This window comes from Micromonospora sp. CNZ296 (genome assembly GCF_007827635.1).
Genome location: NZ_VISW01000003.1, coordinates 43,788 through 57,949 on the forward strand (window position 1 = coordinate 43,788; position 14,162 = coordinate 57,949).

At 72.1% G+C, this 14,162-nt stretch carries 12 protein-coding genes; 6 read left to right on the forward strand and 6 right to left on the reverse strand.

All coding sequences use genetic code 11. The features are described 5' to 3' along the window. The first annotated feature begins 91 nt into the window (after positions 1-91). From FB455_RS05725 to FB455_RS05735, 3 genes are all read left to right on the forward strand, one after another. Positions 92-1,951: an AfsR/SARP family transcriptional regulator gene (locus FB455_RS05725; RefSeq protein WP_145752568.1), complete on the forward strand. Its 1,860-nt coding sequence runs from the start codon at positions 92-94 to the stop codon at positions 1,949-1,951. 161 nt (positions 1,952-2,112) lie between these two features. Further along, on the forward strand, positions 2,113-4,422 hold the full coding sequence (locus tag FB455_RS05730) for a fibronectin type III domain-containing protein (RefSeq protein ID WP_240638082.1): 2,310 nt from the start codon (positions 2,113-2,115) through the stop codon (positions 4,420-4,422). 16 nt (positions 4,423-4,438) lie between these two features. Beyond that, complete coding sequence (locus FB455_RS05735) at positions 4,439-5,131, forward strand: hypothetical protein (protein WP_145752571.1); 693 nt, start codon at positions 4,439-4,441, stop codon at positions 5,129-5,131. Between the two features lie 46 nt (positions 5,132-5,177). On the opposite strand, the gene FB455_RS05740 is transcribed toward FB455_RS05735, so the two are convergent. Continuing rightward, complete coding sequence (locus tag FB455_RS05740) at positions 5,178-5,639, reverse strand: SRPBCC family protein (protein WP_123109681.1); 462 nt, start codon at positions 5,637-5,639, stop codon at positions 5,178-5,180. 152 nt (positions 5,640-5,791) lie between these two features. Between FB455_RS05740 and FB455_RS05745 the strand changes: the two genes are divergently transcribed. Together FB455_RS05745 and FB455_RS05750 are read left to right on the forward strand one after the other, a co-directional pair. Then, positions 5,792-6,655, forward strand: a complete 864-nt coding sequence (locus FB455_RS05745) for a DUF6745 domain-containing protein (protein WP_145752573.1) — start codon at positions 5,792-5,794, stop codon at positions 6,653-6,655. A 241-nt stretch (positions 6,656-6,896) separates the two neighbouring features. Next, positions 6,897-8,132: a cellulose-binding domain-containing protein gene (locus FB455_RS05750; protein ID WP_145752575.1), complete on the forward strand. Its 1,236-nt coding sequence runs from the start codon at positions 6,897-6,899 to the stop codon at positions 8,130-8,132. Between the two features lie 75 nt (positions 8,133-8,207). Here FB455_RS05750 and FB455_RS05755 read toward each other — a convergent pair whose 3' ends face one another. Continuing rightward, positions 8,208-9,059, reverse strand: a complete 852-nt coding sequence (locus tag FB455_RS05755; RefSeq protein ID WP_013285127.1) for a helix-turn-helix transcriptional regulator — start codon at positions 9,057-9,059, stop codon at positions 8,208-8,210. Positions 9,060-9,146: 87 nt separating this feature from the next. On the opposite strand from FB455_RS05755, the gene FB455_RS05760 reads away from it, so the two are divergent. Beyond that, positions 9,147-9,944, forward strand: coding sequence for an SDR family NAD(P)-dependent oxidoreductase (locus tag FB455_RS05760; RefSeq protein WP_123109548.1), 798 nt, complete (start codon positions 9,147-9,149; stop codon positions 9,942-9,944). Positions 9,945-9,950: 6 nt separating this feature from the next. Here the strand turns inward: FB455_RS05760 and FB455_RS05765 are convergent, their stop codons facing one another. From FB455_RS05765 to FB455_RS05780, 4 genes are all read right to left on the reverse strand, one after another. After that, complete coding sequence (locus FB455_RS05765) at positions 9,951-10,649, reverse strand: DUF4386 domain-containing protein (protein ID WP_145752577.1); 699 nt, start codon at positions 10,647-10,649, stop codon at positions 9,951-9,953. A gap of 147 nt (positions 10,650-10,796) precedes the next feature. Further along, positions 10,797-11,885: a TFIIB-type zinc ribbon-containing protein gene (locus FB455_RS05770; protein WP_013285130.1), complete on the reverse strand. Its 1,089-nt coding sequence runs from the start codon at positions 11,883-11,885 to the stop codon at positions 10,797-10,799. After that, positions 11,882-13,012, reverse strand: coding sequence for an SPFH domain-containing protein (locus FB455_RS05775; RefSeq protein ID WP_013285131.1), 1,131 nt, complete (start codon positions 13,010-13,012; stop codon positions 11,882-11,884). The genes FB455_RS05770 and FB455_RS05775 overlap by 4 nt, the downstream gene beginning before the upstream one ends. A gap of 114 nt (positions 13,013-13,126) precedes the next feature. Continuing rightward, entirely contained in the window at positions 13,127-14,161 is a 1,035-nt protein-coding gene (locus FB455_RS05780; protein ID WP_013285132.1) for a glycosyltransferase family 2 protein, read from the reverse strand. Position 14,162: the final 1 nt, after the last annotated feature.

The following is a 14,162-nucleotide window of genomic DNA, read 5'->3' on the forward strand; positions in this document are numbered from 1 at the left end:
CGTCACATTTGGTCCTTATCGAAATGCCTTGTCCTGATCTGCGGGGCCGCCTACTGTGGGCGGCCTCGGAGTTCGACGGGGGAGCGACGGGATGCAATTGGACATTCGGCTTCTGGGCCCTGTCGAGCTGCGGGTCGGCGGCCGGCGCGTCGCGCCGGGACCGGGAAAGCGGCGGGCCGTGCTCGCCGGGCTCGCGCTGGCGGCGAACCGGTCGGTGTCCCTGGACCGGCTGGCCGCCATGGTGTGGTCCGACGTCCCCCCGCCTTCGGCGACGGCCAACCTGCGTTCGCACGCGGCGGCGCTGCGCCGGATGGTGGGCGACCGGCTGGTGACGCGTCCGAACGCGTACGAGCTGCGGATGCGGCCCGACGAGCTGGATGTCACGGAGTTCCACCGGCTGGCGGAGAACGGCCGCACGGCACTGGTCAGGGGGTATGCGCTCGACGCCGTTCCCGCGCTCGACGCCGCGCTCGCGTTGTGGCGCGGCGCGGCGGGCGAAGGGCTGCCGACCGGCACCACGCTCGACAACCGCTGGGCGAGCCTGGAGGAGCAGCGGCTTCAGGTGTTCGAGGTGCTGACCGATGCCCGCCTGGCGGTCGGCCGGCATGCCGAGCTGCTACCCGGGCTGCGTGAGCATCTGGCCGCGTACCCGTTGCGGGAACGGGCGTGGGGGCAGCTGATGCTCGCGCTGTACCGCTGCGGTGAGGTGCCGGCGGCACTGGCCGCCTACCGGGACGCGCGCGCCCGGCTGGACCAGCACCTCGGCATCGAGCCGGGCGAGGAACTGGCCGCCCTGCACCGGGCGATCCTGGAACGGGCGCCGGACGTCTCGTACACCCGGCCGCCGCCGGTGATCGCGGCACCGTCGGCCGCCGATCCGGCTCCCGCCGCCGAGACCGGCCGGACGGTGCCCCGGGAGCTGCCACCGGATCTGGTCACCTTCGTCGGGCGCACCAGGGAAGCGGGGGAGGTCAGCACGGGAGCGACGGGCCGCGCACCCGCTGTCGTGGTCGTCACGGGCCCGCCGGGAAGCGGCAAGACCGGGCTCGCCGTACACGCGGCCCACGCGGTGGCCGGTGAGTTCACCGACGGGCAGATCTTCGTCGACGTCGCGTACCGGGCCTCGGTCACCCCGGCGGAGTTGCTGGCCCGGGTGCTGCGCGCGCTCGGCGTCGCGGCGGGCGACATGCCCGACAGCGCCGACGAGCGCGCCGGGCGCCTGCGCTCGCTCACCGCCGGACGCCGGCTGCTGCTGGTCCTCGACGGCGTCACCAGCGCGGCCCAGGTGCGGCCCCTACTGCCCGCCAGTCCCGGTCCTGCCCTGATCGCCGTGGCCCGGCGCGCTCTGGGCAACCTCGACGGTGTACGGCGGGTCGCCCTGTCGCCGTTGGCCGAACCCGGCGCCCGGGAACTGCTGGCCGCGCTCGCCGGTCCGGAACGGCTTGCCGCGGATCCGGGCGCGACAGCCGAGCTGATCGGCCTGTGTGCCGGATCGGTGCTGGCGCTGCGGGTCGCCGGCTCGAGACTGGCGACGTGGCCGGGGATGCCGGTGGCCGCGCTGGTCGGCGAACTCACAGCGGGAGGGAGCACGCTGGATCTGCTGAGTTACGACGACCTGTCCGTACGAGCGAGCCTGGCCGCCGCCGTCGCGGTCGTCGCCTCGGAGGACGAGGTGGCCGGCCGGCTGTTCGAGCTTCTCGCCGCCTGCCCGGAGGCTCCGGCGGCGGTGGACCGTGCCGCGGCGCAACTCGGCGAGTCCACCGAACGGATCAGGCGGGCCATGGAAGGCCTGGTCGATGCGCACCTGGTCGCCCGGGACGGTGCTGCACGCTACCGGCTGCCGGCGCTGGTCAGGGATTACGCCGCCGAATTGTCGACAGTGCCGTCCGGGCCGGCGTCGCGGCTCGTCCGGGGGAACCCGTTCCTCACGTTGTCGTCCCGGTCCGGGTGATCGATTCTGCCGACCGCTCGGGTCGTCCGGCGAGCGTAGACGACAAAGTATCTCGAATATGGATCGCCGTGACAGGCTCCGCTCGTCATCGACCAATCTCAGTGAGACGGGGCGGCATGTCAGGCTACAGACGTCATCGCTATTTCAGTCGGTCCATACGCATGACGGCATTCGCCGTCGCGATCCTCCTCCCGCTCAGCATGATCAGCCAGCCGGCATCCGCCCAGGTCGTCACCGAGGCGCAACTGCCGGCATGCGCCGACCCGTCCGTGCCGGACGACGTCAACCACGCGTCCATCCGCCTCGAAGGACCGGCAGCCGGGTCGGAGGTCGCGGTCGACGCGAACGGCAGGATCGCCGTCAGCGGCTACGTGCACAAGCAGGCCACGATGGTGGACGTCTCGGTCGAGAAGACCACCTCGACCAGCTTCACCTACGGCCCGCCGCCGGAGGGCGTCACGGACTGGTCGGCCTCCTGGACCGCCAGCATGCGCCCACCGCGACTGGGTCCGGTGAAGGTCTGCACCCGTGCCCAGCGCGAACCCGGCCGCTACGCACGGATCCTGCGCGACATCACCGTGCTGGACCTGATCCCGCCGAGCAACGTTCCGAACCTGGCGGTCGGCACGATCACGGCCACCGGCGCCAAGGTGACCTGGGGTGCCGCGACCGACAACTACGGTCTCGCCGGATACGAGGTCACCGTCGACGGGGGCACCCCGCACCGGACCACGGTCGGCACCCGCTCGTACTCGATCACCGGACTCCAGCCGTCCAGCAACCACACGGTCTCCGTGGTCGCCGTCGACCTGGCCGGCAACCGGTCGAAGACGCCCGCCACGACGTCCTTCACGACCGACGCCCTGCCGCCGCCGCCCGACGTGGACGCCGGCCTGACCCTGGACCCGGACGAGGGCGGCGCCATGGCCAGCTGGCACCCGAACCCGGCCACCGAGGCGAGCTACCGCGCCTACCTCGACGGCGAGATCTACGACCACTTCGAGCGAGACCAGCTCTGCGAGGACGGCAACGGCAACGTGGCCAGCCCGTGTACGGCGGACAGCGTCATCAAGCTCCCGATCGAGCCGCTCGAGGAGTACACGCCGTACGCCTTCCGGGTGGAGGCGCTGAGCGCCGACGGCACTGTGGTGCGGGAACTCGCCGGCGACTTCACCACGATGATCCACGTGGACGAGCTGTCGCCGGCGGTCACGCAGACCACCGCCAGTGAAGCGTCGCAATGCGCGGGCGCCGGTGGTGACATCTACATCGCGGCCAGCTCGCGTGCGAGTGTGCCGGTGCCCTCCGGCGCCACGCAGATCTTCCTCGGCTGTTACCGCGCAGCCGACACCAGCTGCCTCGACGCCGTCCTGCCACCGTCCGGCGAGAAGCTCGTCGACTGTGCGGACGACCTCACCCGCACGCTGTTCGCCATCGCTCCCTCCGGCCGCGGTCCGGTCATCTCGTCGATCGACGACACGCAGCCCCGGCCGCTGCTGTTGCAGGCGGCTGTGGTGCCGATCGCCTGGTGTCTGAGCAGCGGCGCCTGCGCGACGCTCATCGCTCCCGTCGCGGAGACGGCCGCGGCGGCCGCGGTCGCCCCGGTAGCCGCCGCCAGCATCTCGTGGTGGGTCGTCGGCCTCGGCGGCCTCGGCCTCGGGGCCGCGCTGGGCACGCTGCTCGCCATCCTCTTCCCCGGCACCATCGGCGTCAACGGGCTCATCGAGTACCCGATCTCGCACGACGTCGACTTCGAGCAGTTCGACAACTGGGGCCTGGACGAGGGCGAGTGGTACAACAGCCTGAAGGTCTACGCCGAGGTCATCAAGACGACGAAGCTGGTGGCGAACCAGCGCAACCTGCCCTTCGCCTGGGACTCCACGGAGGACGCGCGCCTCAAGCGGATCATCGACCAGGCATGTACGGCGCAGCGCGGCACCCAGGGCAAGGCCGGATGCGACGACGACATCATCGTCTACGTACCCGGGGCCAAGAACTACAAGGGCGCCGACATGACCGAGACCGGCAAGCACATCGTGGCCGCCATGGGCGACGGCGGATATCCGCAGCCGCCGACCCGGGCGGTGTGGTTCTACCCGGCGCGAAGCGCCGGCGGGCAGGCGGCGCGCGCCAAGGGCCACAGCCGCGGCTGGTTCGGCACCGCGGCGTTCAAACCGAACGCGTGTGACGTACGGGTTCCCGGGCAGACCTGCGACGAGTTCCCGTTCTGGTCGACCGACCAGGCGGTCGACCTGACCGGCCAGGTCGCCAGCCTGAAGCTGGTGTCGACAGCCGAGTCGCTTCCGCAGGCCAACGACATCAACGCGTTCTACGGCAAGTGCAAGGTGAGCGACAAGACCAAGTTCGTCGTGCTGCCGGTGAAGCCGTGGGTCGAGGCCGGCGGCCCGAGCTTCGCCTTCAAGCTCAGCGGCGGCGGGGCTAGCCTGTGCATGACGCCCGTGGCACCGTGAGCCGAGGAGCCTCCTGATGCTCGACGACATGCGCGTACTGCGCGAAGCGGTGCGGGAGTACCGCGTCGCGGCGACTGCTGCCGGCCTCGACTGGCCCGATTCGGGCGAGTCGCCGGCCGGGCCGCCGCCGGACCGGGTGCGCCGGATCTTCGACGTGGACCACGTCGCGGATCAGCTGGCCTGGTTGCAGTCGCAGCGCTGGCCGGACGCGCGGTTGCTCCCGAACGGCGGATGGCGGATGCCGTGGCCGGACGGTGGGGACGCGCTCGACTACCTGGGGCTGTCGATCGGCACGCCGTTCCCCTGGCGGCAGCAACTACCCCTGTTCCACTTCGACTTCCTGCTCTACACGTTCGTCCTCGCGGGCGAGCACAAGGGGGAGATCTGGCGCTACCCGGTCGGGGAGGACGCCTGGGAGTCGGTCCGTGCCGCCCCCAGCCTGGCCGTGCTCTTCGACCAGTGGACCAGGGGAATCGCCGCCGGTGTGGTCCGCTACGACGAGGCGAACAAGTGGCTCGTCGTCGAGGACGCGGACGGGGCACCCGGCCTCGACCCGCTGGCCTTCCCGGTGACTCCGGTGGACGAGACGCTGCTGCACGCGCGGCAGCGTGAATGCGGGGCGAGCCCTGTGATCGACGACGACGGCTTCGAGCACCAGGAACGGCTGCTCGACGCCATCGACGCGGCGAAGGCCACGCTCGGCAGCTAGACCGGCCTGCGGTGGGTGGGCCCCGGCCCACCCACCGCAGCCGCGGTCAGTCCTCGAATCCGGCCGGGTGGGCGTCGCCGACGGCGTTCAGCAGCACACCCTGCTCCAGCAGCGCCTTGCAGGCGCAGAGGACCATGGTGAACCCGCCCATCGAGTCGATCGCCTTGCTCACGGCCTGGTCGGCGGTGCCGGCGAAGCCCGTCTCGGTGATCCGGACCAGCGTGGTGTCGTCCTCACCCGGCAGGAACCGCCACTCGACCTGGGTGGGGGACTCCGGATCCCACTCGGCCAGGATGCGGCGGTTCTCCTCCACGTCCTTGACGGTGACGACGGTGGAGACGCCGTACATCTCCCAATCCCAGGTGACGACGGCGCCGGGTTCCAGCCGGCCGCTGCTCCTGGTGAACCAGAACCTCGTGGTCACCGCCGGGTCGGCGAACGCCTCGAAGACCTCGGCGGCGGGCCGGCGGATGAGCATCTGCGCGGTGATGACAGGGGGTCGGGTCAAGCGGTCACTGTCCACGGGCAGCGGTGTTCCCTTCTCTCCTGGCCGGGCACTGCGGATTCGGCCACGGTACGGAATTCGCTTGAGCGGTGCCGCGACATGGGTCAGAGTCGTTCCATGATCTCCTACCGGAAGGGCGGCGACGCCCCGGCGCGATGAGCGCCCCCACGCGGCGCGACGACGCCGCGAAGACCCCGCACGACCTGTGGCAGCAGGCGGTCCGGATCCGCCAGGAATGGCTCGACCACGCCCTGTCCACACAGCCGGCCGACAAGCCCACCGCCGAGCGCTGCCTGACCGCCGTCTACGCGAGGGCGTCGCGGCCGCGACCCCGCTTCGAATGGGTCGACTCGCCGGCGAAGGCACTGCCTCTGGTCAGCGGCTGGCCCACACTCGACCGGCTCCACGAGCGCATCCGGGCGGTACGGCCGCCCCGGACACCGATGCTGGCGAGCGACATCGCCATGGTCGTGTCCCAGCTCCGGGGCGCGCTCAGCGCGGGCGTCGTGCACACCGATCCCGAGCTGTCACCCGCACGCAGGGGTAAGGCCAAGGAGCCGTGGCCCGAGCTGGCGCCGCAGCGGGCGTTCGACGGCGGCGTACCGCTCGCCGTCGTCCTGCACCAGGGGGTACGCGCGGCGCTGCACCGCAGCCTCGCGCACGGGTTCTACCTGCCGGTGCGTGCGGCGCTCGCGGGCGACGGCCCGGTGCCCGTGTGCTGGTACGGGCAGCAGGACGCGTCCTGGATCGCCTACTACGACGTGCTGCGCCGGCTCGGCCTCGCCCGGTACGGGCCGGACGAGGCCGGGCACCTGGACACCTGGGCCGACCTGGCCCGCTCCTGCGGCTGGTGGTGGCCGGGGGAGGACGTCTGCGTCGTGGTGGACCGGCCACAGGTGATCCGGATCGAGCCGGTCCCCGGTACGCCGCACGACCGGGTCCGGCTGCGACCCGGCGGCGTGCGCTACCGCGACGGCTGGCAACCACTGCTGAGCGGCGTGGGCGCCGATCCGGGATGACGGGCATCCGCGCGGGCGGAGACCTTGATTGGATAGGCGACGGTAAATAGATTGGGCTCGGGCGCCGCCGAGGTCCGCAGACCGGACCCCGGCGGCTGACCGGGCCGCCTTTCGAGCCGGGCACATCGGTCGTACGCATCGACCACTCACCGTGGCGCACCGCCGCGCCGCATCCTCGCGCACCGCCGCGTCCGACGACGACGCGCGCCGCTGCGCCCTGTCCGACGCCGAAGGACTTCCCATGACGATTCTCCGTGCCCGCCCCGCCCCGCTCGTGGCGGCCGTCGCCGCGCTGGCCGCCGTCACCGCGGCCGGTACGGCCCTGCTCACCGGCCCGGCCGCAGCCGCACAGGGCTGCCGGGTCGACTACGCACCCAACCAGTGGCCCGGCGGGTTCACCGCGAACATCAAGGTGTCACCGGGTGACACCGCCGTCTCCAGTTGGACGGTCACCTGGACGTACGCCGGGGACGAGCGCGTCACGAACGGCTGGAACGCCACTGTGAGCCAGTCCGGGTCGACGGTGACCGCCCGCAACATGTCGTACAACGGCAGCATCCCGGCCGGCGGCTCGACCGAGTTCGGCGTGCAGGGCACGTACGGCACCGCCGGCGGCGCGCCGACCGGGTTCAGCCTGAACGGCGTACCGTGCAACGGCGCCGGCCCGACCACGCCGCCGCCCACCACGGCGGTGCCGACCACCGCCCCGCCCACGACTGCTCCACCGACCACCCCGCCTCCCACGACGCCACCTCCCACGACGCCACCTCCCACGACGCCGCCGCCCAGCGGGTGTGCGGGGGCGGTGCTGTGCGACGGCTTCGAGAACCAGACCGGCTCGACGCCGTCGGGTGACTGGAGCGTGGTGAGCCCGGACTGTTCCGGCGCCGGCACGGCCTCCATCGACACGACCACCACGCACAGCGGCAGCCGCGCGATACGCATCAACGGTGCCGCCGGGTACTGCAATCACGTGTTCGTCCGGACCACGAAGAACCTCAGCGGCCTGGGCAGCGTCAGGTACGCCCGGATCTGGGTCCGGCACACCACCGCCCAGCCCACCGACCACACCACGATGATCACCATGTCCGACGCCGCCGACGGCAACCGGGACCTGCGGCTGGGCGGCCAGAACGGCGCGCTCCAGTGGAACCGTGCCTCCGACGACGCCACGCTGCCCGAGCAGAGCCCGGCCGGGGTGGCGCAGAGCGTGCCGCTGCCCACCAACCGCTGGGCCTGCCTGGAGTTCATCGTGGACGGCTCCGCCGGCCAGTTGCGTACGTGGCTGGACGGTGTCGCCGTGACCGGGCTGACCGCCGACGGCGTGCCGACGCACGACATCGACGGCCAGTGGTACAACCGCACCTGGCGACCGCAGCTCACCGACCTGAAGCTGGGCTGGGAGAGCTACGGCGGCGGCGCCGACACCCTCTGGTACGACGACGTGGCGATGGGCTCCACCCGGATCGGCTGCTGACCCACCGCGAGTGGAACGTCATGGGTGTCGAACGGGAGCGCGGACACCCATGGCGTTCCACCGAGGGCGGGCGGCTCAGTGCTCGACAGTCATCCGCTGGGTGCCGATCACGGAGAGCAGCCGCAGCGCCTCCTCCGACGGTGAGCCGGGTGTGGCGGTGTAGATGACCACCTGCTGGTCGCGGTCGGTGATGTCGAGGACGTCGCAGTTGACAGTCACCGGCCCGACCAGCGGGTGCCGGAACGTCTTGCACAGCGTCCGCGCGCCGCCCACCTCGTGGGAGGCCCACAGGCGGGCGAACTCCTCGCTCCCGGCGAGCAGCTCCGCGATCAACGCGGCCATCTCCGGGTCGTCCGGATAGCGGGCCGCCGCGGCACGCAACCGCCCGACCGAGTGGCGGGCGAACTCGCCCACGTCCGACACGTCGTACAGCCCCGCGCCGTGCAGGTGCGGGCCGAGGAACGCCCGGCGGACCAGGTTGCGGTCCCGCCGGGGCACTGCGGAGAAGTCCTCCATGAGCGCCGCCGCGAGGTCGTTCCAGGCGATCACCTCGAACGCCGCCGAGGTCACGAACGCCGCCGCCTGCGGCAGCCGGTGCAGCAGGTCCAGCACGCTCTGCCGTACCTCCCGGGGTGGCCCGGACGGCGGCGCGGGCGGCGCCCCGGCCAGGTGGTGGAGGTGGTCGCGTTCGGCGTCGGACAGCCGCAGCGCGCGGGCCAGCCCGGCCAGCACCTCCCGCGACGGACGCGGACCCCGGCCCTGCTCCAGCCGGGTGTAGTACTCGGTGGAGATGAACGCCAGCCGCGCCGCCTCCTCGCGGCGCAGTCCCGGGGTGCGGCGACGCCGTCCGGCGGGCAGGCCCACGTCGGCCGGGGTGATCCGCTCCCGCCTGCTGCGCAGGAACACTGCCAGCTCACGTCGGTCCACGACCCCAGTGTGCCCTCGTGCGGCGGCGCGTATCCAGGTACCGGCGGTACCTGGATGGGCTCCGCGACCGGACGCAGGCTTGCCGGCATGGACACCACACGAACCGACACGATCGTCCACCCGACCGCCGGCCTGCTGGCCGGCAAGGTCGCCTTCATCACCGGCGCCGGGCGCGGCATCGGCGCCGCGGCGGCCCGGCTGTTCGCCGCCGAGGGCGCCCGGGTGCTGCTCGCCGCCCGGACCGAGGAGCAGTTGAAGGCGGTCACCGAGCAGGTCCGGGCCGCCGGCGGCACCGCCGAGTACGTGCTCTGCGACCTGGCCGACGCGGCAAGCGTGCGCGCCGCCGTCGACCGCACGGTCGAGGTGTACGGCCGCCTCGACGTCGCCTTCAACAACGGCGCGACGATCGTGCCGCCCGGACCGATGGACCGGGTACGCGAAGACGACTTCGACCACGTCTACACCGTCAACCTCAAAGGGCCGTGGCTCGCCATGGTCGCCGAGGTCGCCGCGATCCGGGCCACCGCCGGCACCGGCGCGATCGTGAACAACTCCAGCGTCGGCAGCCTGATGGGCAACCCCGCACTGCCCGCGTACGGGGCGATGAAGCGCGCGGTGAACAGCCTCACCGAGTCCGCGGCGATCACCTACGGGCCGGAGGGCATCCGCGTCAACGCGATCGCCCCGGGCAGCACGCTCACCGAGATGATGCGCTCCTGGGACGCGGAGTCGCCCGGCATCATCGACCGGCTCGCGGCCGCCAGCCCGTTGCGCCGGGCCGCCGAACCGGACGAGATCGCCCAGGCCGCCGCCTGGCTGCTCAGCGACCGCGCCTCCTTCGTCACCGGTACGGTGCTGCGGGTCGACGGCGGCGCGCGGGCCTGACCCGGCTCAGACGGTGGCGTCCTGGACCGGACGGGGCTCGACCGCGCCGTCCGTCACGGGGGAGGGCCGGAAGCCCTTGACGACCAGGTAGACGCCGAGCGAGAACTCCCACACCGCGATGGGGAGCGCGGCGACCGCCGCCACCGCTGACAGCCGGTCCCACGCGCCGAACAGGGTGCCGAGGTCGGAGGCGACGAGCAGTGGCGCGCCGACGAGCCCGAGCACCGGCAGCACGCGCGGCACGAGGCGGGACTGGTAGAGCAGGGTGCCCAGCAGCAGCGCGTTCACGGCGGGCAGGAAGCCCTGGCTGAGCAGGAAGACCGAGTCGTAGAACGCGACGAGCGCGCGGCCGGTGACGAGCGCGTCCGGCCCGGCGTCGGACTCCCGCAGCGCGACGAGCGTCAGGATGCTCGCGACGCCGACGAGGATGCCTGCGGCTTCGAGTACCCGAGCGCCGACGAAGCCCAGCGCCCGGGCCGGACCGTGGCGCGTGAGCACCGGGTACAGCGCGACGGAGGTGCCGATGCAGGCGAGCGCGACGATCATCTCCAGGACGCCGCCGAGGACGACCGGAGCCTGCGAGGTGGTGCCGAGGACGTAGTCCGACTCGCGGACCGGGGCGTACAGGGCCACGGTGGGGATCGAGACGAAGGTGAGCAGATAGGCGCCGCCCGCGACCAGCGAGGTCTTCCGCAGTGAGTCCATCGGGGCTTCCCTCCGTCGCCGCCCGGCCGATGGTGGTGATGCCCTCACTCTGCTGTGGACCCGCGCGGCGGCACATCGGCCGCTCGGGCAGTCACCTCGCGCGATGCGCACGGGCCACCGGTGCGGCACACCGGTGGCCCGTGCGCGTCAGCGGCTCATCGCGTACGCCACCACGAGCGCGACGAGCGCCAGCGCGGCCAGCACCGCCGCCACGATCTTCGCCGTGCTGTAGGGACGCTCGCCGATGACCTCACCGGTCCGCGCGTTCACCAGAACCTGGTACGACCGGCCCGCGTGCAGGTACGCGGCGATCCACACCGGCAGCAGGACCAGCTTGTACGACACGTCGGAGTACGTGGTGTCCACGGCGGACACCCGCTGCTCGTCACCGCCGATGTCCGACCGGCAGTCGCCCTCGATGACCGGCGCCATCCGCGCCTTCGCCTCGGTCAGGCCCGCCTCGGGCTCGGTGTCGTACCGCAGCGCCTGGTATCCGGCCAGGTAGTCGCCGTGGTACGCGGCCGCCTCGGTCAGCGGCCACGGCGCCAGCTTGTCCAACTGCTCGGTGGGCAGGTGGGTGGTGGCCGGCACCAGCACGTCGTCGAAGTCCCGGCGTACGGTGCCGGCGGCCGGATGCCACCGGGTGTGCCGCACCTGCCGGGTCCTCGTCTCCTGCCTGCCGTCGACTGTCACCGTGTACGTCTCGGTGACGTAGTAGTGCTCGCCCCGCTGACCCTGGTAGTCCGACACGGTCCGCGCGTCGAACGTCCAGTGCGGCAGGTACGTACCCTTGAGCGTCTCCGCCTCGCTGATCTTCTTCAGGCTCCCGGGCGCGAACCAGCGGCTGCGGCACCACTGGCCCAGGGCCGTCCGCACACCGTTGCGGTCGACGGCGAACGGCAGCACCGCCTCCGGCGCGATCAGCTCACCCGCCCCGGCGTCGGCCACCAGGGGAGCCGCGCAGAACTGGCAGCGCTGCGCCAGCGCGTCGCTCTCCGTCCGGGCGCCGCAGCCCGGGCAGACGAACGTGTGCGCCCCGACGCTCGCCACCGGCTTGCGGGGCAGCGACGCCAGTTCCGCGTACGCGTGCTCACGCACCTCCCGGCCGGCGCCGGCGATCTCCTGCCGGTGCCCGCAGTACGGGCAGCTCAGCGCGGTCGTGCCGGGCGCGAACTCGACCCGGGCGCCGCACCCCCCGCACTGGTAGGAGGGCGGCGAGACAGCCGTGTCGCTCATTGCGGCGGCAGCGGCGGCGGGACGCTGGCGAGCACCGACGCCAGCTCGGGCACCTGCCCGGCGGGCTGCCACTGCGCCATCCCGGTACGCCAGACGAGCGTGTCCGCCCCGAGCGCGCCCGCGTTCGCCTGCTCGGCCAGCGCGCCGAGGTCGTACGGGCCCTGCCGCTGGCCGCCGACGCCGACGTACCACTGGGCCTGGTCCGGCAGCGGCGGCGGCTCGGTGGCGGCCGGCTGCGTGGCGGCGGGCTGCGGCGGCTGCGTGGCCGCGCCTCCGCCCATCGAGCGGGCCATCTGCTGGCCCATCGCCATGCCCAGCCCCAGGCCGATGCCCGCGCCCGCCTCGCCACCCGGGTTGTTCGCCGCGGCCTCCATCGCGTTCGCGGCCTGGAAACGGGTGTACCGGTCCAGGTCGCCGACCGCGCCCATGCTGGTCCGCTTGTCCAGCGCCTGCTCGACCTCCGGCGGCACCGACACGTTCTCGATGACGAACTTGGGGATCGCGATTCCGACCTCGGCCAGTTCCTCGGTCAGCACGGCGGCCAGCCGCCGGCCGATCGCGTCCTGGTGCGCGGCGAGGTCCAGCAGCGGCACGCCGGCCGTGGCGAGCGCGCCGCCCAGGCGTCCCACCATGAGCTGCCGCAGGTATTCCTGCACCTCCTCGGTGCGGAACTGCGGATCGGTGCCGACCAGTTCCCGCAGCAGCCGCGACGCGTCCACCACGCGGGCCGCGAAGGCGCCGAACGCCCGTACCCGGACGACGCCGAACTCGGCGTCGCGCAGGATGACCGGGTTCTGGGTGCCCCACTTCATGTCGGTGAACTGCCGGGTGTTGACGAAGTACACCTCGGCCTTGAACGGCGAGTTGAAGCCGTACTTCCAGCCCTTCAGCGTGGACAGGATCGGCAGGTTGCGGGTCTCCAGCGTGTACGTCCCGGGTTCGAAGACGTCGGCGATCTTCCCCTCGTTGACGAACACCGCCGTCTGGGACTCCCGGACGACCAGTTTGGCGCCCATCTTGATCTCGTTCTGATACCGGGGGAATCGCCAGACCATCGTGTCGCGGCTGTCGTCCAGCCACTCGATGATGTCGATGAGTTCGCCCCGGAGCTTGTCCATCAGCCCCATCGCAACCCTTTCCTCGGCGCCGGTCTCCGGCGTCGCGGGCGACCATAGCAACCGCCCGCCACCTGCGAAAAGAGAACGATTCTGCGCCTATCGGCGCCCACCGATCGGGGTCGCTCAGCCGGTTTCGCCGGCCATCGATTCGCCGGTGGCCGTACGCTGCTCCGGAATCCGGGACGCCCGGCCGGGGGTGTCGACGACGCGTTCGGTCTCCTGCACCAGATAGTGCGGACGGCGCTTCGTCTCGTAGTAGATCCGGCCGATGTACTCGCCGATCACCCCGAGAATCATCATCTGGATGCCGCCGAGCCCGATCACGCTGACGATGATGGTGGTGTAGCCGGGCACGTCGATGCCCTTCTCCACGGCGTCGGCGACCACCCAGGCCATGTAGCCCACCGCGATGAGCGTGAGGAAAAGTCCGCCGTAGATGGCCAGGCGCAGCGGCCGGTTGTTGAACGACAGCAGGCCGTCGAACGCGTAGTTGAACAGCTTGCCGAACGTCCAGCGGCTCTGCCCGGCCTGCCGGGTCTCGTTGCGGTGCGCCACCACCGCGGTGCGGAAGCCGATCCAGGAGAACAGGCCCTTGGAGAAGCGGTTGTACTCCGGCATCGCCAGGATCGCGTTCACCGCGAGCCGGGACAGCAGCCGGAAGTCACCGGCGCCGTCGAGCAGGCGGACGTCTATCCACCAGTTGACCAGGCGGTAGAAGGAGCGCGAGGCGACCATCCGGATGAACCGGTCACCGCGGCGGTCCCGGCGGGCGATCACCTGGTCGAACCCCTGGCGGTAGAGCATCACCATCTCGGGCAGCAGCCGCGGCGGGTGCTGCAGGTCGGCGTCCATGATGACGACCGCGTCACCGGTGGCCCGGCGCAGGCCGGCGAGCATGGCCGCCTCCTTGCCGAAGTTGCGGCTCAGCGACGTGTAGCAGACGGCCGGGTCGGCCGCGGCGAGCCGGCGCAGCGCCGCCAGCGTGCCGTCCTCGCTGCCGTCGTCGACGTACACCACCTCGACGTCCACGTCGGTCAGCTCGGCGAGCGCGGCGCTGAGCATCTCGTGCAGCCGCTCCACCGACGCTTCCTCGTTGAAGCAGGGCACCACCACCGACAACCGCACGGTGCTCACCCCGCCCGGCCCGGACACACGCATC

Bases quoted from the DNA above. Each gene is read 5' to 3' on its own strand.
- FB455_RS05750 (WP_145752575.1), top strand. From the start codon at position 6,897: ATGACGATTCTCCGTGCCCGCCCCGCCCCGCTCGTGGCGGCCGTCGCC.
- FB455_RS05735 (WP_145752571.1), top strand. From the start codon at position 4,439: ATGCTCGACGACATGCGCGTACTGCGCGAAGCGGTGCGGGAGTACCGC.
- FB455_RS05765 (WP_145752577.1), bottom strand. From the start codon at position 10,649: ATGGACTCACTGCGGAAGACCTCGCTGGTCGCGGGCGGCGCCTATCTG.
- FB455_RS05760 (WP_123109548.1), top strand. From the start codon at position 9,147: ATGGACACCACACGAACCGACACGATCGTCCACCCGACCGCCGGCCTG.
- FB455_RS05775 (WP_013285131.1), bottom strand. From the start codon at position 13,012: ATGGGGCTGATGGACAAGCTCCGGGGCGAACTCATCGACATCATCGAG.
- FB455_RS05725 (WP_145752568.1), top strand. From the start codon at position 92: ATGCAATTGGACATTCGGCTTCTGGGCCCTGTCGAGCTGCGGGTCGGC.
- FB455_RS05730 (WP_240638082.1), top strand. From the start codon at position 2,113: ATGACGGCATTCGCCGTCGCGATCCTCCTCCCGCTCAGCATGATCAGC.
- FB455_RS05770 (WP_013285130.1), bottom strand. From the start codon at position 11,885: ATGAGCGACACGGCTGTCTCGCCGCCCTCCTACCAGTGCGGGGGGTGC.
- FB455_RS05780 (WP_013285132.1), bottom strand. From the start codon at position 14,161: ATGCGTGTGTCCGGGCCGGGCGGGGTGAGCACCGTGCGGTTGTCGGTG.
- FB455_RS05745 (WP_145752573.1), top strand. From the start codon at position 5,792: ATGAGCGCCCCCACGCGGCGCGACGACGCCGCGAAGACCCCGCACGAC.